The organism is Loigolactobacillus bifermentans DSM 20003, from assembly GCF_001434575.1.
Classification (GTDB): Bacteria; Bacillota; Bacilli; order Lactobacillales; family Lactobacillaceae; genus Loigolactobacillus; species Loigolactobacillus bifermentans.
On the sequence record NZ_AZDA01000032.1, the window covers coordinates 1 to 20,183 of the forward strand.

The following is a 20,183-nucleotide window of genomic DNA, read 5'->3' on the forward strand; positions in this document are numbered from 1 at the left end:
CCCATGATACCGGGGTGACACTGTACTTGGAGAACTTATGGTGAATAATTCAGGTATAAAGCTCTTATTTTATTGGAAAGTATTATAACAACTATGAAATAAGTGATGGTATAATTTAAGCATTCTTATAAATGGAAGGAGGAGTAGTAGTGGGGCTTATTAAAGCTTTTTCAGGGGCGATTAATGGGACGCTTGCGGATCAATGGAAAGATGTTATCACAGCAGCTGCTTTTGATGAACATACAGTAATTGTACCAGGGGTTAATATTCGTACCAATCATGGTCGTGGGTCAAATTTCAAAGCGTCAACAGGTATTATTACGGTGGGTTCAAAAATATATGTGCCTGAAAATACGGCAATGTTTATTTTTGATCAAGGTGGCATTGAAACTGTTGTAACAGAAGCTGGTGGTTATGAATATTCTGGTGGTCAAGAAACTATTTTTGCTGGTGGTAGCTTAGGCGACGTATTTGATCAAACCATGACACGTGTTGAATTTGGTGGACAACCGAATGAATATAAATATGTGGCGTTTATCAATTTAAGAGAAATTCGTGGTATTAAGTTTGGCACACGTGGACCACAACCATATCATGATAAATTCTATGATGTTGATTTGGAAGTACTATCTTATGGTAATTTATCAATTCGTATTACAAACCCGATAACTTTTGTGAAAAATTTTATACCAGCAAATACATCGTATTATTCATTTGATGATCGTGAAGCTAAAAGTCAATTATTATCAGAGTTTCTACAATCTTTTGGAGTCGTTTTAAATTCGTTATCAAGTGAATATCGTATTTCAGAATTGCCGGCACAAGGTGCAACAATCGCTGCTCGGCTAATGGCTTTGCAAACACAAACTGGCAATTGGCAAAATCGATTTGGAATTGTGATTGAAGCAGTAGGAATCGAAAGTATTCAATTTTCAGATGAATCACGAGCGCTTGTAAAACAATTTTCCTCGAATCGAATGGATGTTAATGCTTATAGTGGTGTTTCCGATCATGCTTCGAATATTGCAGCGCAACAAAAAATGGCAAAGGGTATTCAGAATAATGGCCTGGGTGATGGTGCCGGTGCGTTACTTGGTGTGAATTTAACACAGGACTTATTAGGTGAGAAAAAAAGCGCTGCGTTAGATTTGGATCAACAAATTGAATTAGTTCAGAAATTAAAGGCATTATTAGATTCTGGCATTCTCACAGAAGCAGAATTTACAGCTAAGAAAAAAGAAATTATGGGGTTGTGAAATTATGCAAGTTTATAAGTGTAAAAGCTGTGGTGCAAACGATTTTTCTGAAGTAAATGGGCAATTAGTATGTAATTATTGTGGTACAAGTTACATAGCAGAAAAAAAGGTCGAAACGCATCAAGATACACAGATTTCTATCAATGGAGATGTTGCTGTACTGTTGGATAAAATAAAAGCGGATCCAACACATGCACAGCGGTATGTAAATTTAATTTTAGATATCGATCCCACAAATCAGCAGGTTCTCAAATATTTAAGTTAAGTTTTAAAAGGAGTAGGGTATAGCGAAATGAAAACAAAAGATATTGCACGTCAAAATCAAGTATCTGTTACGGATCTTAATGATTTTCTTCAAAATAGTGGTAAATACGCATTAACAAATTCGCTACTTGGTGGGCTACAAGTTAACGATGAAGATGTGGATACTATTTTAGTGGAGTTTACGACTTATGATAGAAGACGTAAAGCTGAACAAATTGCAGCTCATCAAGCGGCTGTGGAAGCTGAAGAACGCAAGCAACAACGGATACGAGAAGAAGCATTAAGAAAACAAAAAGCTTTAGCTGAAATGTTAATTACATCAGGTTTTAACTTTGATGGTTATAAAGTAGTCAAATATTCGGGATATATTTCGGGTGATGATGCAGTGCAAGTGGCCCGCGGCAAAGAGGGTATTTTTGCAAGAGCAACAGATGTTGGCGCGGCTTTAATGAATAATTTGACAGTGATTCGACGTAATGCCTTAGCTGAGCTAAAAGAACAGGCTTACGACTTAGGATGCAATGCAATTATTGGTGTTGATTTTGATTATCTAACATTAGATCCAGAAACGGTCAATTCTAACGGTGGGACGTTGTATATGCCATATGTGTTTGGTGTTACAGCAAATGGAAATGCTGTTATTATTGAAAAAGAATAGTGTTCGAATTGGTAATTTATAGGTAATAATAACTGAGGCCTTACGTATCTGTATGTTATAGGGATGCGTAAGGCTTTTTATTATTCAATTTTAAGTGGCAGTTAAAATATCCGTATAAGGAATAAGAATGATCACGAAAAAATCATCTAAGGCGACTTATCCAGTTTTGATTAAATGCGATCAGAATAGTAGACGTTAATTGGTTCTAATACCGAGTTTTGAAAGTAATATATCGAGAGAAAATACTATTATTGGTTTAAAAGTCTAATGATAGAAGCTTGTGACGCTTTTTTAGGTAAAGTAGGTCGTTATGGGCAAAGTCTAAAAATAGAATCATTTATTTATCTTAAATTTGATATTTAAAATAATTATAGATTTTAATTGCGATTAATTATAAAAATAAATAAAACATATGATATTATAATATTATTAGAAAGCGTTTTAATTAAACTGACAATAATTAAATAACTCTGTAATTATCTAAGTTAAGAAGGAATTGGGGAGCGAGATTAACTTGAAAACAAGCAATCTGATTTAGCGATTTCTAATAAATTTTCATGTGGGAATATTGGTTGTCATGGTTAAATTGGAGGCGCTATTTAAGATGAGGTTCAAAAAAAGTGTATTAACGGTTGGGGTTATGGTAGTTGTATCACTGGGGTTGGCAGGTTGCCAATCCGGGGCCAACCAGGTGAAACAAAAGGATATTCATATTGTGCAAGATGCGCAGTCGTCACACGCACGAATTTGGTACATGGTTTATGCGGAAGATGGCGGTCAGTCAGTTGCGAAAGATAGTGCCATCACTGCTGTATGGGTAACTAAGGCTAATAAAGTGACGGTTTATAATACTGACGGTTATTTAACCATGACGGATCTCGATAAAAAGAGTGACAAACAAATTATTGATATGGCTAAAAAAGATGATAAGAAAAATTATTCTGATGATGTGGCGCGAGGGAAGCAAGAATCAGAAGAATTAACAAAGCAATTGAAGGAGGAATACAAAGAGAGTAAAGCGGAGGTTGCTAGTGACAAGAAGGATCTAAAATCGTTAAGTAAATCTGATTATAGTTATTCAGATACTAAGAAAGACTTGAAGGAAAAACAATCGGACGTCAAATACTATCCAGCACTTATCAAGCAATTTAAGAAGATTAGTCAAAAAACAGTAGCGTATCAGCAACCTAAAGCGGGGAAATTATCAGCTGAAATTAAAACAGATTCAAGTGGGAATTCAACAACAGCTGAACAGTTCCACTATAAAAAGTTTGAATATACAGGTGCTGCCCAAAATACTGCGACGCAATCGGAAAAGATGAGTGGCGAAGAAAACTCTAACTCGGCCATAAAAGCAGTGTGTAAACCGGCGTCTAATTTACGAGGAAGCTATCATAGTGTCGTTTTTTCAGATACGCAGACACGGGGCTATGCATTCCCAATCTTAAATGAAAAATATACGGGGTATTCTGAGTCAGCAGATCCAGAAAATTCAAATGATACGGCATATTGGTTGATTACAAAGACACAGGCCAAGGAGCCAAATGCTAATTTTGATACGTCAAAAACGAAAAATGTAACAGAAGTGTCAGATCTTGATTAACTTAATATAGTTGGGGGAGTAAACATGAAGGAAGATCAGCATTCAGATAAATCAACAGAAGTCGTCACTGAAAAAACAAATTGGGTCATCGATCATCTTAATTTAATTGGACCAGTTATCATGATTGTGTCGCTTTTCTTTGGTAATTTTTTAAAGTCGAGTATTGTACTATCAGGAAATAGTGGGGTTTATCATGGCTATCAGTACGTTTTTGATGGCGAGCAGAAGATTGCCTTATTGTTACTAATTTGTCCAATTGTCGCCTTATTAGCAAGCAGCATCGGGAAATCGTCTGAAAAATTTATTCGTTTAGCAATGCCAATTCTTGCAATTATTGCTTTTTTTATGCTCAAGCATGCGCAAAGTACGTTGGGAATGGGAGAACTCGGTATTTCAGCTAAAATTGCAATTGGTGGGGGTATTTACTTATTAGGTGTCGTGATTAGTTTGATAGGCGCAGGTGCAGATTATTTTGGAGTTGATTTACATCAGAAAATTAACCAAATCACAAAACGATAAATTTTAATAAAAGTGGCAGCTGTTATTGGGGGATTCATAAATGGATGAAAAACAACGTTCGATAAAAAAGATTAATGGCAAGGAAAATTGGTTTATAACGCATTTAGCTGGCATCATGGCAATTATCATGATTGCCTCGCTTTGTTTTGGGCCGTTTATTGACATCAAAAACAATATTTTCTCAGATGGGAATGTGCCAATTGGTTTAGCTTTTGTATTTGATAATCGTGAATTTAAAGCAGCCTGGTTATTATTAGCTTGCCCGTTGATTTTATTAATTGTAGGATTTATTAAAAAACCGTCAATAAAAGTTGTGCGGCTGATTTTAGCGATTGTTTCATTGATCATATTTTTTGTTACGAAAAGCGAAGTGAGCGCTGAATTTGCAGATGATATCGCGCTAAGTGCGATTATTGGAAGCAGTGGCATGATTTATATTGTCGCCAATATTGTTAGCATTGTTGCAACTGGTGCAGCATATCGAAATATAGATTTAGTTAAAGTTTTTAGTCATGTGACAAGCAAGTAAATGGAGGCTCTAAAGCAAAAGGATGTCATCGGATAGAGAGATGACATCTTTTTGCTATTCGTTGAAAAATAAATAGGAATATAACTCACTGTTGGATGTAAAAGCTACGCACAGATTTGCAATTAAGCTGATGAAAAAACGATATTTGCTCTTTTAAAAATGCTGATTTTATGGGATTCTTTTAGTGTATTCCCCGCACCAGCGGGGGTGATCCCTATACCCCTCTCAGTCACATGAATAATGTCATGTATTCCCCGCACCAGCGGGGGTGATCCGACATCTTACCACTTTTAGAACCCACAAAGTAAGTATTCCCCGCACCAGCGGGGGTGATCCTAAAGCAGATCTGTTAGAAAGCCTGACCATGGAAGTATTCCCCGCACCAGCGGGGGTGATCCTAGTACGGCAACGATTTCGCCATCTTCCGGTGCGTATTCCCCGCACCAGCGGGGGTGATCCACCTCGATAGCATAGCAAGCACCAAACAACGGGGTATTCCCCGCACCAGCGGGGGTGATCCTCTTGAAATTCCATTTCTTGTTGAGCAAGTTGTAGTATTCCCCGCACCAGCGGGGGTGATCCCAAAAACCAAACCCCAGTAACGGGTGAGCTGAAGTATTCCCCGCACCAGCGGGGGTGATCCCACACGCATAGCCTGTCACCTGGCCGATTGCGGGTATTCCCCGCACCAGCGGGGGTGATCCTACGTTCCTGGTGAAGCTCATCGCGAAAGAAACAGTATTCCCCGCACCAGCGGGGGTGATCCTTTATTATTAATAGCGTCAGTAGCTTTATCATCGTATTCCCCGCACCAGCGGGGGTGATCCTAAGGTTCATCTTTACAATAGAAATAGACATCAGGTATTCCCCGCACCAGCGGGGGTGATCCTATGTTTGCGCCGTCTTTAAAATTTATAATTTTGTATTCCCCGCACCAGCGGGGGTGATCCCAATAATGAGTGACATTACAATTGATATACCTAGTATTCCCCGCACCAGCGGGGGTGATCCTACGTGAACGGTGCCAAATGTTCGTGATCTATTGTATTCCCCGCACCAGCGGGGGTGATCCTAGCAACTGTTTTAGTAGGACTTATGTTTGGTGGTATTCCCCGCACCAGCGGGGGTGATCCTAGACATTCTACCGTCTTCGAGTGCATCACCAGGTATTCCCCGCACCAGCGGGGGTGATCCTTGAAGATGATGTCATGGACATTTTTTTTGCAGGTATTCCCCGCACCAGCGGGGGTGATCCTGGACAATAATCGACCTAAGCCAGTATCGCGACGTATTCCCCGCACCAGCGGGGGTGATCCCTTACCGTCCGTATCGCGTTGAGTGCCAACCATGTATTCCCCGCACCAGCGGGGGTGATCCTCTCTAGTAGGCCCGGTCGGATCATCGGCGTAAGGTATTCCCCGCACCAGCGGGGGTGATCCTTTCTTGATGTGAGCACTCAGCCACACTAACTGGTATTCCCCGCACCAGCGGGGGTGATCCCGACATGTATGATTTCTGGTTTACCAAAGACAAGTATTCCCCGCACCAGCGGGGGTGATCCTACTTTGATGATCAGCAATGAGGGGCCGTTACCGTATTCCCCGCACCAGCGGGGGTGATCCTGGCCAAATCCGCGGGACGGTTGACGTCGGCACGTATTCCCCGCACCAGCGGGGGTGATCCTAATAAAGCGCTGATACGCAACAGTTGGGAAAAGTATTCCCCGCACCAGCGGGGGTGATCCCGTTATCAAATTTTTCAATTCTATCATTAATTTGTATTCCCCGCACCAGCGGGGGTGATCCTAAGGCCAACACATTGTCATTGGTGTAATCGGCGTATTCCCCGCACCAGCGGGGGTGATCCCGGAAGATGAGGCGCTAGATCTCATCGATGAAAGTATTCCCCGCACCAGCGGGGGTGATCCTTTAAACCAGTGGTATGGGCCTTGCGGGTTCATGTATTCCCCGCACCAGCGGGGGTGATCCCAACCAATATGTTAATTGCAAGCCCACATTAGCGTATTCCCCGCACCAGCGGGGGTGATCCCCAACGTCGTACCATTCCAAAACGTTTGGTCGGGTATTCCCCGCACCAGCGGGGGTGATCCCAGTGCTGCTATTGAACCCCGTTCGATCTTTCAGGTATTCCCCGCATCAGCGGGATTGATTCCCTCCTTGGTGTGGTAAAATTAAAAGATAGTGTCTTCCCCGCATCGGCGGGGGTGATCCTAAGCTGTTATTCATTACAGCATATTCTTTTCTGTATTCCCCGCACCAGCGGGTAGTTTTGTGATATAATCAGAACAAGCTATTATTTATTATAATATTCACTTCCATTATTAGCAAATATAAATCCAGTGTATGACAAGTGTGATCTCATTATTCCTAAATAGAAGTTATGCAGATGATAGCGAGCGAGTGATTAAGGATGGATTTTACCTAATTTTTAGTAAGATAGAGCCAGCACACATATTAAACAATTTATACTTTTAAATGAGATCATATTTTATAAAGTTGTTATAATAGTTAAAACGCTGCGTCAAAACAGTATCACACCACACAAACAAAACTAAGGTAGGTGAGAATTTGAATTCTTTATCAAAACAAGCAACCGCCTTATGGGCGAAAAAAAGAAGTGAAGACGGTGTTCATTATTGGTTGCCACTGGTGGCACATTTAATTGATACGCAAAAGACCATCAATTTTTTGTTTAATAATTGGCTAAGTGAGGGTCAAAGAGAATTGCTGGCGCAGCGGATAGGCGAGGAAAACATTCAGAAACTGGTTAAGTTTCTGGGCTTTATCCACGATCTTGGCAAAGCGGCCCCTGCCTTTCAAGCGAAAAAATCATTTGATAATGACCACGAGCTCGATCGTGAACTAATGGAAAGTTTGATTCAAAACGGTTTTACAGGCTTAGACGTGATGGAATTATCAGATGCGAGTCAATCACCGCATGCCCGTGCCGGCGAAGCTATTTTAGACTGTGAAGGTGTGCCACAATCCATTAGCGCCATTATTGGCGGTCATCATGGTAAACCTGAAGAAGGCCCGCAAAATAATCAAATTGGTGTCTATACAGCTAATTATTTTCAAACGGATACCGCTAAAACACCAGCGGATAAAAAGCTTCAGCAAAAATGGAAACGCATTCAAAATGAACTTTTTGAACATGGCCTGCAGTCAGCTGGCTATGGTTCAGTGAGTGAAATTCCTGAGGTTAACCAACCTGAGGCGGTGTTACTAGAAGGTCTGTTGATCATGGCGGATTGGTTAGCTTCAAGCGAGTATTTGGATAATAATCAGCAAACACCATTATTTCCATTGATTGAATTAGATCAAATATTTGCGGATCTGGACATGGAATCCCGTTTTAGACATGCGCTGACGGCTTGGGGAAAAACTGATAATTGGGTGCCTCAACCAGTCGCTTTACAGCAAGATCCTTATCAGCAACGCTGGGGCTTTAATGCCCGTCCAGTGCAACGCGTAATGACGCAAGCAATTGCGGAAGCAGTGGATCCTGGTCTAGTGATCATTGAGGCACCGATGGGACTGGGTAAAACTGAAATTGCACTGGTTGCAGCGGAACAATTAGCGCAAAAAACTGGACGTGATGGTCTATTTATGGGCTTGCCGACACAAACCACGACCAATGCCATGTTTGCGCGCGTATCGGATTGGTTAAGCCTAGTCGCAAAAACGCAACGTGAAAACTTTTCGATTAAACTCATGCATGGTAAGGCTGAGTTTAATGAGACTTACCGGCAGTTGCCAGAGGCTGCCAACATCGGTGACACAGGGGCAGTTGTGGTAAACAGTTGGTTTTCTGGTAAAAAGTCAATTTTAAATAAGTTTACGGTTGGCACGATTGATAATTTATTATTAATGGGGCTTAAGCAGAAACATCTCTTTTTAAAGCATCTCGGCTTTAGTGACAAAGTGGTGATCATCGACGAAGTGCATGCGTATGACGCCTATATGAATCAGTATCTCTATAAAGCGGTGGAATGGCTAGGGGCCTACCACGTACCGTTAGTGGTACTATCCGCAACTTTGCCGAAAGACAAACGAAATGCATTGATAAAAGCCTACTACAAAGGAAAGTACGGTAAACATTTTAAGAAAAATGTCATTGCGCCTGAAGGTTGGCAGAATCAGCAAGCCTATCCCTTACTGACGCTCTTTGATGGTAAGAAAATTAAGCAAGTCACAGAATTTACCGGTCAAAGTGACCAAAAGTCAGTCAAGTTACAAGTGACACGTCTTCAATTAGATGATGTAACGCTGATTCAAACGGTTCTGAATCAGATCCGTAATGGCGGAGTTGCAGGGATTATCGTTAACACCGTGAAGCGCGCGCAAACTTTAGCTAAGTTAGTTTCAAAGGATGTTAAATTTATCGTACTACACTCAGCCTTTTTAGCAACAGATCGCGTGCTGCTTGAGCAAAAATTGGAACAGATGATTGGCAAACAGGCTCAGCGCCCAGATAAGCTGATTGTGATTGGCACTCAGGTGCTTGAGCAGTCGTTAGATATTGATTTCGATGTGTTGTATACCGACATTGCACCAATGGATCTGTTGTTACAACGCGCCGGGCGCTTACATCGTCATGCCATCAAGCGCCCTGAAGCGCTTCAACAACCACAACTTTATGTGCTGGGAATCAATGCCTTTGACGATTATGGTGCGGGTAATGAAGCTATTTATGCCAAGTATCTGTTAATGAAAACGGACCATTTTCTAAAGGATGAGATTCAATTACCAGATGATATTTCAAGCTTAGTACAACAGGTTTATGATAGTCGCACTGATGAAGAAGTGGGCCAGTTAAGTGAGGCGCGCGATAAATTCAATACTGACTTAGCGTGTGAAGAAAAAAAGGCACAGGTTTTTCAAATTGCTGAGCCTAATTTAACGGTCTCTCAAGTAGATGATGAAACCACCATTCACGGCTGGTTAAGCCATGGGCAAAATCACGTCGATACGGATGAACAAAAGGCGAATGCGGCGGTGCGGGATATTCAAGAAACGTTGGACGTTATTTTAATCAAACACTTGGAAAACGGCAACTTTTTGTTGAACGGTCAAAAGTTAACGGATTGTTCATCGGTTCAAATCGCCCAACAAGTTGTGCGCCTACCAGTGGCCGTTACGCCAAGTTATCAAATCGGTAATGTGATCATAGAGCTTGAGAAGCAGACTAATCATTATTTTAAAGCTTGGCAGTATGATCGTTGGTTAAAAGGCGCTTTAGCCCTACCGTTGGATCAGAATTTGGCTGGCACGTTAACTGGCTGGCAACTACACTATTCGCTTAAGCTAGGGCTAAGCTATACCAAGGAGGATGAAAATGAATAGCCAATCTTTTAATTTAGTCACTGATTCCTGGATCAAAGTTATTGATCAAGACACCAATCAACCGCAACAAGTTTCCTTGACAGAACTGTTTCAACATGCGCAACAATACCGTCAATTGGCAGGGGATATGCGTTCACAGGACTTAGCTATTTTACGATTTTTATTAGCAATCCTAACCACAGTCTATTCTAGATTCGATGCCGATGACGACGCCTATGAGTGGCTGGAAATTGATGCGAAAACCTTGACTATCACTGAACCAGTTGATGAGGACGAGTATGAATCAAGTGATTTACTGGATACTTGGCAGCAACTTTTTCAGCAGGGTCATTTTTCGGGAATTGTGCTGCGCTATTTGGAACAGTATCAGCAGCGCTTTGATTTGTTTGGCCAACAACCTTTTTATCAAGTGACTGCAGCTGAATATGATGCGGTTGTACCGGCTAAAAAGCAGGTTGCCACCGGCGCGGGTACTGTTGCAGTAAAGCAAATGAATCGGTTGATTTCGGAAAGCAATAACACGCCTAATATTTTTGCACCGAAAACAGATGGTGAAAAGAATCAAGTGACGCAAGCCGAGCTGGCACGTTGGCTGGTGACGTATCAGAACTTTACGGGAGTAACAGACAAAACAAAAATTGAAACGGCTGAAAAGTTTTCCACACCATCAGGCTGGCTTTATAAACTGAATCCAGTTTTTGCCAATGGTCGTTCTATTTTTGAAACGTTGATGCTGAATCTTGTACTTGTGACCAAAAAAGCATATATTGCGCAAAAACCAGTTTGGGAGTATGAGTCGCTCCAAGATTATGTGGCTACGCGTCAAAAAATGATTTTACCAGATGATTTAGCCGCGCTTTATACAACTTGGTCCCGATTGATCCATATTGAATGGGATGAACAACATCAACCGACGATTTTCAGCGCTGGCTTGCCAATGTTTAGCAATGAAAATGCTTTTGTTGAACCGATGACAACTTGGAAGCCAGATTCACAAGGGGGTACAGAAGATTTTAAGCCGGCTGTTAAAAGTACAAAATCGTTAGGCAGTGCAATGTGGCGGCATTTTAGTCAATATGTGAACGTTGATAAAAGCTCGTCTCATGAACCAGGTTTAGTCACTTGGTTACACTTGCTGGAGCGCAAAGGCTTGTTGGCGCAAGATCAACAACTGTATTTGGCAACTGCTGTTTTGGTCAGTGATGGGAATGCAACCTCCCAGTCGCCGGTGGTTGAAGTCGCCGACGATTTCAGCATCAAAGCGGAAGTATTGTTTGACACTGAAGCTGAACAGCGCTGGCCGGAACGAATTGAAAATGTGATTGATTTAACCCAAATAATTGGGAAAGATTATTGGCATTTTGTGGCAGCGATTGGCGAAATTCGTAATGTTGATACGCGTCAATTTGCGAATCAGTACAGTGCAAAATTCTACGATCGGTTAAATGGGCCGTTCAAGCAATGGTTGGCAGGCCTGTCAAATGATGATGATCGTGATGCGAAGGTACTTGAATGGCAAAAACAGTTAAAAAGGCTTGTACTAGAATCAGCAAAAGAGCTGATGAATTCGAGTACTTCGAGGGATATTAACGGTATTCAAAAAGATAAAGTAGGGCTTCAGAATATTTTTACAGTCAATAATTGGCTGAGGTATAATCTGAAACAACATTTAAGCCTTTAGAAAGGGTGATCAAGAATATGGAAAATGTAATTGTGGCGCCTGTTCACAAAATTATCTGGCAGTTATATGGCAGTGGCAAGATTAATAAGTCAGTTTTAGCAAGCGCGCGACATGCTAGTTCAGTGTTAAGTCCCCAAGCACAAGCAGTTTGGCCAGCGATGATAGCAGAATTACCACAATCATTGCTAAGTCGCGATGGTAAGCCGACCTACGCTGAGACAGCAGTCTATGCAGCAATCCGACTTTACGCCATCCATCAACAAGGCACGGATACTTGTGTCTATGCGCCAGCGTTTAGTCGCGATGGCGACGCAACTGGGATGTCGTTATTTTCGGCGCTGGCATATTTGCGTCAAAATGAGACCACCAGAGTGGCCTTGGATCGTCGGGTACAACCACTCCTTGCAACAACGAATATTGAAAGTGTGATTCAATCACTGGCACATTTAGTGGCTATTTTGAAAGCCAATCAGCGCGCATTTCAAATTGATTATGCGCGTTTAGGCCAGGATCTTTATTATTTTCAAATGAATTATGAACTGGCCAATCAAATTCGCTTGCTCTGGGGCCAACAATACTTTGCAATAATTAATCAACCGACACAAACACAACTTGAAGGGAAGAAAGACTAATGACAACTCCAAACTTATACCTTGACGTACATGTTTTACAAACGGTACCTGCTTCGAATATTAATCGCGATGACACTGGTGCGCCTAAAACGGCACTATACGGTGGTGTCACACGGGCACGAGTTTCTTCACAGAGCTGGAAACGTGCAGTTCGGCACGGTTTCAAAGTGGCAGACATTGTACCTGGTGTGCGTACGAAAAAGGCAGCGCAATTATTAGTTGAACAGTTAATGACACGCGATTCCGATTTAGACGAGAAAGCGGCGTTGGCAAAAACTAGCGACGTTTTTAAAGCAGCTGGTGTCAAACTCGATAAGAAAACAAATGAAACTGGCGCCTTGCTTTTTGTAAGTCACGGTCAAATTGAAAAACTTGCCCAGTATGTACTTGATAATGACGAGATTGATAAAAAGGAAATTAAAAAGGTTTTGAAAGGCGATCAATCGCTGGATCTGGCATTATTCGGTCGCATGGTTGCTGACAATCCAGAACTAAATGTGGAGGCTTCAGCTCAAGTTGCGCATGCAATTTCAACCCATGAAATCGTGCCAGAATATGATTATTTTACAGCTTTGGATGATTTGCAGCGTGAAGACAGTGCTGGGGCTGCTATGTTGGGGAGCTTAGAATTTAACTCAGCCACACTTTATCGTTACGCGAATGTGAATGTGAATGGATTAGTGCATAATCTAGATACGGACAGTGCAATTACCGGCGCAGTTGCCTTTATCAAAGCCTTTGTACTAACCATGCCTACAGGGAAGCGAAATACGTTTGCTAACAAGACATTACCAAGTTATGTCATGATCAATATTCGCCAAGATACGCCGGTTAATTTGGTTTCAGCTTTTGAAGAACCCGTTAAATCACGGACTGGTTATGTCAAAGAATCGATTAATAAGTTTGAACAGGAATTTGAGGCTAGCAATCAGTTTGTTGATACACCAGCGCTAAGTGTTGTCTTAAGTAAGTTTGAGACACAAAATGGTGTGCAAGTCGCTAATTTATCAGACCTTTTACAGCAAGTTACTGCTGAACTGAAAAAGGCGGTGCAGCATGAAGACACTAACGATTAGATTAAGTGCGCCGTTGCAATCATATGGGAATGAGGCCACATTTGCACGACGGACGACGGGGAACTATCCTTCAAAAAGTGCAATCATTGGAATGCTATCGGCAGCCATGGGCTATCGGCGTGATGATTCACGTATTATCGAGCTCAATACACTGAGTTTTGCAGTTCGCGTTGACAAACCTGGGCGCGTCATGACGGATTATCAAACAGTTGAATGGAAGACAAGCACACGTAAAATCACTTATCGCGATTATTTACAGGACGCTGTTTTTGTTGTGGCAATTGGTAGTGAGCGTGATCGGCTGATTGATACGTTAAAGGTGGCGCTTCAGCATCCAAAGTTTCAGTTGTTTTTAGGCCGTCGTGCCAACGTGCCCGCCGGACCACTGAAATTACAAGTGATTGAGGGGCAAAATCCCGTTCAGGTTTTGACAGAGCTTGATTGGCAAGCATCCCAGTGGTTCCAGAAAAAAACTAAAAAGCCCACCGTGACGGTTGAATTAATTGCAGACGCTAATTTATTACCTGAAGCTAAAACTGGCACTGAATTAGCTAAGGATCGCGTGATTTCATTTGATCAACGGCACCGACAGCTGGATTTTCGCGCGGTTGCTTGTAAAAGTATCCAGCTGAATAATCATGCGTTTAAACAGTCCACGGCCGATACGCGCCATGACATCATGAATTTTTTGTAGGAAGGAGTTGCGCGATGTATTTATCAAGAGTCGAAATAGACACTCAAAATCGGCAAAAAATTAAGGAGCTTACCCATTTAGGGGCCTATCACAACTGGGTTGAGCAAAGTTTTCCAGATGAAATCACGCAAGGTGATCGTAAACGCCATTTGTGGCGTCTTGATCAGTTGGCTAGCAAAAATTATTTGCTGGTACTAAGTGAAAATAAACCTGATGCAGGACAATTAGAAAAATATGGCGTTTCAGGCACGGCGACAACCAAATCTTATGATCAACTTTTGGATACTATTAAAACGGGTGACACCATGCGCTTCAGACTAACGGCCAATCCCAGCTACGCCGCGCCGCGACCAGGTCAAAAACGTGGTCAAGTCTATCCTTATGTAACGATTGCCCAACAGCGTCAGTGGTTAAATAAAAAAGCACAAAAAGCTGGGTTTAAGCTTGTGTGGCAACAACCGTCGATAGATGAAATGGATGGTTTTGTTTTTGATGTGGTGAGTCGTGATTATCCGACGCTACATCGTAAAGCAGGACGTAGCGTACGTTTAAGCCGGGTTGTGTTTGAAGGTTTATTACAAGTTCAAGATTTAACAGCATTTAAAGCGACACTTGTCGAAGGCCTAGGTCGTGAGAAAGCCTTTGGCATGGGGTTAATGACTGTTATTCCAAAGGTGTAACAATATGGGCAAACAAAATGGTGCCGAAAAACCAAAGCGCACTGAACTAGGGCGTATCAAAGATCGCGTGACGTTTCTTTATTTAGAACATGCTAAGTTAAACCGACAAGATAGTGCCATTGTGGTAGCCGATAATCGTGGGACAATATTTGTGCCTGCCGCAGTTGTGAGTGTTTTAATGCTCGGACCTGGTGTGGACGTGACACACAGAGCAATGGAGTTGATTGGTACATCCGGTATGGCCGTGGTTTGGGTAGGCGAATATGGTGTGCGACAATACGCATATGGCCGCTCGCTCAATCACACATCTGGTTTACTGGAAGCGCAAGCCAAGCTCGTTTCAAATCAACGGACGCGTTTGCAGGTTGCACGGAAGATGTATCAAATGCGCTTTGCAGATGAGGATGTTTCAGGTCTATCAATGGCCGTTCTTCGTGGTAAAGAAGGGGCTCGGGTACGGCGAATTTACCGCGAACAGTCGGAGAAAACACAAGTTGCCTGGTCGCATCGGGAATACGACCCTGATAATTTCGAGTCCAGTACGCCAATTAATAAAGCATTAACTGCGGCCCATCAGGCACTTTATGGATTGAGTTATAGCGTCATTGCTGCGTTAGGTGCCTCGGCCGGATTAGGCTTTGTCCATACCGGTCATGACCTTTCTTTTGTCTATGATTTTGCAGATCTATATAAAGCCGACTATTCCATACCAGTGGCCTTTGCAATGACGGCTAAGTTTGGTGCAGATAAGGATATTGCCTCTAAAACGCGTTTAGCGATGCGCGATGCTTTTAAAGATGGCAAACTTTTAGCGCGCATGGTGAGTGATTTGAAAGATTTACTAGGTGAGCCAGATACAGAGGAAGTCGATACTTTAAATCTTTGGGATGATAAACTCGGTTTACAAGCGATGGGTGTTCAGTATCACGAGGTTAAGGAAGATGAAGACGTATGATTGTGATAACACTAACCAAAGTACCGCCTTCATTACGCGGTGACTTGACCAAGTGGTACCAAGAAATTCAAACTGGTGTCTATGTTGGCAATGTCAGCGCGAAAATCAGAGATGCACTTTGGGAAAGAATTATGCGTGACATTGGCAATGGCCAAGCGACAATGGTTTACAATACAAATAACGAGTTGGGATATATATTTAAAACCACGCGTGTAGATCGTGCAGTAGTTGATTATGAGGGTATTCCTTTAATGATGCACTTGAAGACGACTGACAAACAACGCCAACCTGGTTTTAGTAACGCCGCTAAATTTCATAAGGCCAAGGTCATGTCACATCAGCATGCACAACACACCACGAACAGTTGCGCAGCAAAAGCGCAGCCATTTGTTGCGATTGATCTTGAAACAACTGGATTAGACGTAACACAAGATAAAATTATTGCAATTGGGGCTGCTAAAATGGTGCATGACCAGTACAGTCAATTTTATCAACTGATTAAAATTGATACGAAAGTGCCAAGTGACATAACAAAACTCACTGCTATTACATCCGAAATGCTTGAGTCTGAGGGTATATTACTTACGGAAGCACTGGAAAAATTGAAAAAATTTATCGCAGATTTACCAATTGTCGGCTATAACAGCCGATTTGATATGACCTTTTTAGCCAATTCGCTCCGCCAAGCAGGTCTACCGCCTTTGAGCCAAAATACTGTAGATTTAATGCCAATTGTGAAGAAAGAGAATAAGTTTATAGATAATTATCGCCTCAGCACAGTCTTACCAGAATATGAAATCAAAAATAAACAGTCGCATCACGCATTGTGGGATGCAGCAGCCACGCTGGAACTCGCAACAAAGTTGATAGAAAAACAATCTCTAGTACTTTAAAAGTGCTGATTTAACGGGATTCTTTTAGTGTATTCCCCGCACCAGCGGGGATGATCCTAATCCGCTGGCACCATCACCGGCGCCAATTGCGTATTCCCCGCACCAGCGGGGATGATCCCTACACGAGGATTAAATACTTGCATTAACCCTGGTATTCCCCGCACCAGCGGGGATGATCCTAACCAAGGAACCATTAAAGTTACCAGTGCTAAGTATTCCCCGCACCAGCGGGGATGATCCTATGATCACTCAGCCACGCTAGCCGCTCAGATAGTATTCCCCGCACCAGCGGGGATGATCCCATCTAAGCGAATCATTCGCGCCAATACGAATTGTATTCCCCGCACCAGCGGGGATGATCCTGCCATCTTGCTTAGCTAGTTTATTGTAGTTTTGTATTCCCCGCACCAGCGGGGATGATCCCTGCCCGAAGTAACTGGACCTTCGATTAGATCAGTATTCCCCGCACCAGCGGGGATGATCCTAAAGCTCAAGCTGATTCAATGATCAAAACAATGTATTCCCCGCACCAGCGGGGATGATCCTGGTGCGACTGATGAAGAAGTGAAAGAAGCATTGTATTCCCCGCACCAGCGGGGATGATCCCACTTTAACCGTAGATGGCCTAAAACAGCTTCTGTATTCCCCGCACCAGCGGGGATGATCCCGCGTTAGCAAAAACGGATTGCTTGGCAGCTTGGTATTCCCCGCACCAGCGGGGATGATCCAAGTACATTGTGCTGCATGATGTGGGCACTGAAGTATTCCCCGCACCAGCGGGGATGATCCTATACGAGGAGAAATAGAAATGAAAAAAATTGCGTATTCCCCGCACCAGCGGGGATGATCCCTGTGCCAGTAATAAATAAGTAATAGGTTGTCTGTATTCCCCGCACCAGCGGGGATGATCCCTATCACCTCCAATTTCCGCATACAAATCTGGCGTATTCCCCGCACCAGCGGGGATGATCCTATTCAAAGAGCTATTGGTAAGACGAAAGATGGGTATTCCCCGCACCAGCGGGGATGATCCTACAAGCTGGGCCTACTTAAAAACTGCTAAGATGTATTCCCCGCACCAGCGGGGATGATCCCGATTTTGGGTGTTGTTGTTGATCCGACGACCAGTATTCCCCGCACCAGCGGGGATGATCCTGATCAGTTTGCTGCTATGATCAATGCGGCGTTGTATTCCCCGCACCAGCGGGGATGATCCCGTTTTGAGCTAAAACTGCGGCCGCGTTTTGGCGTATTCCCCGCACCAGCGGGGATGATCCCAAGTTAAATGTTTCATCTTCGCCGTACATCGTGTATTCCCCGCACCAGCGGGGATGATCCCTTTCTTACAACCCTTGGGACTGTAGGGCTGAAGTATTCCCCGCACCAGCGGGGATGATCCTGTAAATACCAACATCTTCTCTTATGTGTCCACGGTATTCCCCGCACCAGCGGGGATGATCCTGATTATCAAGGTTATGCTAGTATTGCTACTTAGTATTCCCCGCACCAGCGGGGATGATCCCCAGATATTCAAAGAACCCTTCAAGGTTACTTGGTATTCCCCGCACCAGCGGGGATGATCCCTTGGTAGTAGCGGAACTCACGTGCACGTTGGTGTATTCCCCGCACCAGCGGGGATGATCCCAGTAGATGACCGCCATATCCTAGTAAATGATGGTATTCCCCGCACCAGCGGGGATGATCCTTTGGGATCATAGTATCGTGAGTCATCAGCGTGGTATTCCCCGCACCAGCGGGGATGATCCCTTAATCTGTTCTGCTAAGTGGTTCTGGTCTACGTATTCCCCGCACCAGCGGGGATGATCCCGGTGCCGCAGGTATCACCGGTCACGCGATCACGTATTCCCCGCACCAGCGGGGATGATCCTCAGTGTACTGCCAGCCTGTTAAATTATTCCAGGTATTCCCCGCACCAGCGGGGATGATCCTGTAGGGCGGTGACTTAAATGAAATTACTCACAGTATTCCCCGCACCAGCGGGGATGATCCCGACCTCCTCGCCCCACTTGAGTAAATCGTCCAGTATTCCCCGCACCAGCGGGGATGATCCTAATGGAGATCCAACTGATAACAGATTAGTAAAGTATTCCCCGCACCAGCGGGGATGATCCCTAAAAAAGGTGTGATCGGTGCCTTTAACCGCAGTATTCCCCGCACCAGCGGGGATGATCCCTGACTCAAATCCGTACAGTACATCGTAAAAATGTATTCCCCGCACCAGCGGGGATGATCCTATCATAAGATACCCCGTCATCTGGTGTAGTAAAGTATTCCCCGCACCAGCGGGGATGATCCTATATCAAGTCGGGATGACTGATCGGGTTGCGGGTATTCCCCGCACCAGCGGGGATGATCCTTTGTTAAATTGCTTCATGATTTTTCTAAACAAGTATTCCCCGCACCAGCGGGGATGATCTACTGATCAAGTCAAACAAGTAGTAGCTGATAAAGTATTCCCCGCACCAGCGGGGATGATCCTAATCGGGTACAAGGCTGACGAGCTTGCCGTCCGTATTCCCCGCACCAGCGGGGATGATCCCGATGTTTTGCAATTCCCGCAGTTGGTCATCGGGTATTCCCCGCACCAGCGGGGATGATCCTATGGCCTGGAAGGCTATGAAAAAATTGAGGTGGTATTCCCCGCACCAGCGGGGATGATCCCCCAATCCGACATCAACCTGCGCGTCAAAACCAGTATTCCCCGCACCAGCGGGGATGATCCTAAGTGTATGTATTGCGGTTCCCAACACGTTTTGTATTCCCCGCACCAGCGGGGATGATCCTATTAAGACACCAGATCAAGAGCTTTACGATGCGTATTCCCCGCACCAGCGGGGATGATCCCCTTATGCGTTTTACTATCCGTTACTGGTGTACGTATTCCCCGCACTAGCGGGGATGATTTTTTTGAAGCGGAAAGTTGCTAAACAACAGTAGAGCGTTTCCCATGTAGGTCTATTATTAACAGGAATATACGGTGCTTTTTTAGATGAATTTGTCAGTAAAACCTTATTCAGAACTACTTATTCGGTATATAGCTGAAATTTCTACTTTTTTCAGTGTAATGATAGTTTTTACGTGGTCATGACACTAGTCAGGCGTAATCGATAATGTATGCGAAAACAAAAAGACAGGTGATCGTTATCGATTTGTGCTGGTAATGTTTTAGAGGTATTAATATTACGGAAGTAATATAGTATTTTTTGCGGGATAAAAAATCTCGCCAGTATACAAACAAGCCGTGAGCACGGCAAAACTCTATCGGCGACATTGGTGGTCTATGTCGAGCATCCTTAACTTAGCCTGAATTATGCATATGCATCAAATTGATTGGCCAAATTATCAGTTTTACGTAA

14 protein-coding genes and 2 CRISPR repeat arrays are annotated in these 20,183 nt (G+C 43.4%); all 14 genes read left to right on the forward strand.

Annotation, left to right across the window (positions count from 1 at the left end; all coding sequences use genetic code 11):
- Window positions 1-149 precede the first annotated feature (149 nt).
- Entirely contained in the window at window positions 150-1,256 is a 1,107-nt protein-coding gene (locus tag FC07_RS05070; RefSeq protein WP_057904042.1) for an SPFH domain-containing protein, read from the forward strand.
- A gap of 4 nt (window positions 1,257-1,260) precedes the next feature.
- Complete coding sequence (locus FC07_RS05075; RefSeq protein ID WP_057904043.1) at window positions 1,261-1,521, forward strand: TFIIB-type zinc ribbon-containing protein; 261 nt, start codon at window positions 1,261-1,263, stop codon at window positions 1,519-1,521.
- A 27-nt stretch (window positions 1,522-1,548) separates the two neighbouring features.
- Entirely contained in the window at window positions 1,549-2,178 is a 630-nt protein-coding gene (locus FC07_RS05080) for a heavy metal-binding domain-containing protein (protein WP_057904044.1), read from the forward strand.
- Window positions 2,179-2,782: 604 nt separating this feature from the next.
- Window positions 2,783-3,781, forward strand: coding sequence for a hypothetical protein (locus FC07_RS05085; protein ID WP_057904045.1), 999 nt, complete (start codon window positions 2,783-2,785; stop codon window positions 3,779-3,781).
- Between the two features lie 24 nt (window positions 3,782-3,805).
- Window positions 3,806-4,300 (forward strand): hypothetical protein, encoded by a 495-nt coding sequence (locus tag FC07_RS05090; RefSeq protein WP_057904046.1) that lies wholly within the window; start codon window positions 3,806-3,808, stop codon window positions 4,298-4,300.
- Between the two features lie 40 nt (window positions 4,301-4,340).
- The gene (locus FC07_RS05095) at window positions 4,341-4,829 is read left to right on the forward strand and encodes a hypothetical protein (RefSeq protein WP_057904047.1); all 489 of its coding nucleotides are present in this window, start codon (window positions 4,341-4,343) and stop codon (window positions 4,827-4,829) included.
- Window positions 4,830-5,015: 186 nt separating this feature from the next.
- A CRISPR array of direct repeats spans window positions 5,016-7,060; the repeat unit is 28 nt; unit sequence GTATTCCCCGCACCAGCGGGGGTGATCC.
- Between the two features lie 357 nt (window positions 7,061-7,417).
- The gene (locus FC07_RS05100; RefSeq protein ID WP_057904048.1) at window positions 7,418-10,195 is read left to right on the forward strand and encodes a CRISPR-associated helicase/endonuclease Cas3; all 2,778 of its coding nucleotides are present in this window, start codon (window positions 7,418-7,420) and stop codon (window positions 10,193-10,195) included.
- Window positions 10,188-11,876: a type I-E CRISPR-associated protein Cse1/CasA gene (locus FC07_RS05105; RefSeq protein ID WP_057904049.1), complete on the forward strand. Its 1,689-nt coding sequence runs from the start codon at window positions 10,188-10,190 to the stop codon at window positions 11,874-11,876. The genes FC07_RS05100 and FC07_RS05105 overlap by 8 nt, the downstream gene beginning before the upstream one ends.
- A gap of 17 nt (window positions 11,877-11,893) precedes the next feature.
- The gene (gene casB, locus FC07_RS05110; RefSeq protein WP_057904050.1) at window positions 11,894-12,508 is read left to right on the forward strand and encodes a type I-E CRISPR-associated protein Cse2/CasB; all 615 of its coding nucleotides are present in this window, start codon (window positions 11,894-11,896) and stop codon (window positions 12,506-12,508) included.
- Window positions 12,508-13,584, forward strand: coding sequence for a type I-E CRISPR-associated protein Cas7/Cse4/CasC (gene cas7e, locus FC07_RS05115; protein WP_057904051.1), 1,077 nt, complete (start codon window positions 12,508-12,510; stop codon window positions 13,582-13,584). The genes casB and cas7e overlap by 1 nt, the downstream gene beginning before the upstream one ends.
- Window positions 13,565-14,278 (forward strand): type I-E CRISPR-associated protein Cas5/CasD, encoded by a 714-nt coding sequence (gene cas5e, locus FC07_RS05120; RefSeq protein WP_057904052.1) that lies wholly within the window; start codon window positions 13,565-13,567, stop codon window positions 14,276-14,278. The genes cas7e and cas5e overlap by 20 nt, the downstream gene beginning before the upstream one ends.
- A 14-nt stretch (window positions 14,279-14,292) precedes the next feature.
- Complete coding sequence (gene cas6e, locus FC07_RS05125) at window positions 14,293-14,958, forward strand: type I-E CRISPR-associated protein Cas6/Cse3/CasE (RefSeq protein ID WP_057904053.1); 666 nt, start codon at window positions 14,293-14,295, stop codon at window positions 14,956-14,958.
- 4 nt (window positions 14,959-14,962) lie between these two features.
- The gene (cas1e, locus tag FC07_RS05130; RefSeq protein ID WP_057904054.1) at window positions 14,963-15,913 is read left to right on the forward strand and encodes a type I-E CRISPR-associated endonuclease Cas1e; all 951 of its coding nucleotides are present in this window, start codon (window positions 14,963-14,965) and stop codon (window positions 15,911-15,913) included.
- Window positions 15,910-16,806 (forward strand): type I-E CRISPR-associated endoribonuclease Cas2e, encoded by an 897-nt coding sequence (gene cas2e, locus FC07_RS05135; RefSeq protein WP_057904055.1) that lies wholly within the window; start codon window positions 15,910-15,912, stop codon window positions 16,804-16,806. The genes cas1e and cas2e overlap by 4 nt, the downstream gene beginning before the upstream one ends.
- 29 nt (window positions 16,807-16,835) lie before the next feature.
- Window positions 16,836-19,732: direct repeats of the CRISPR family, unit length 28 nt; unit sequence GTATTCCCCGCACCAGCGGGGATGATCC.
- The last annotated feature ends 451 nt before the right edge of the window (window positions 19,733-20,183 follow it).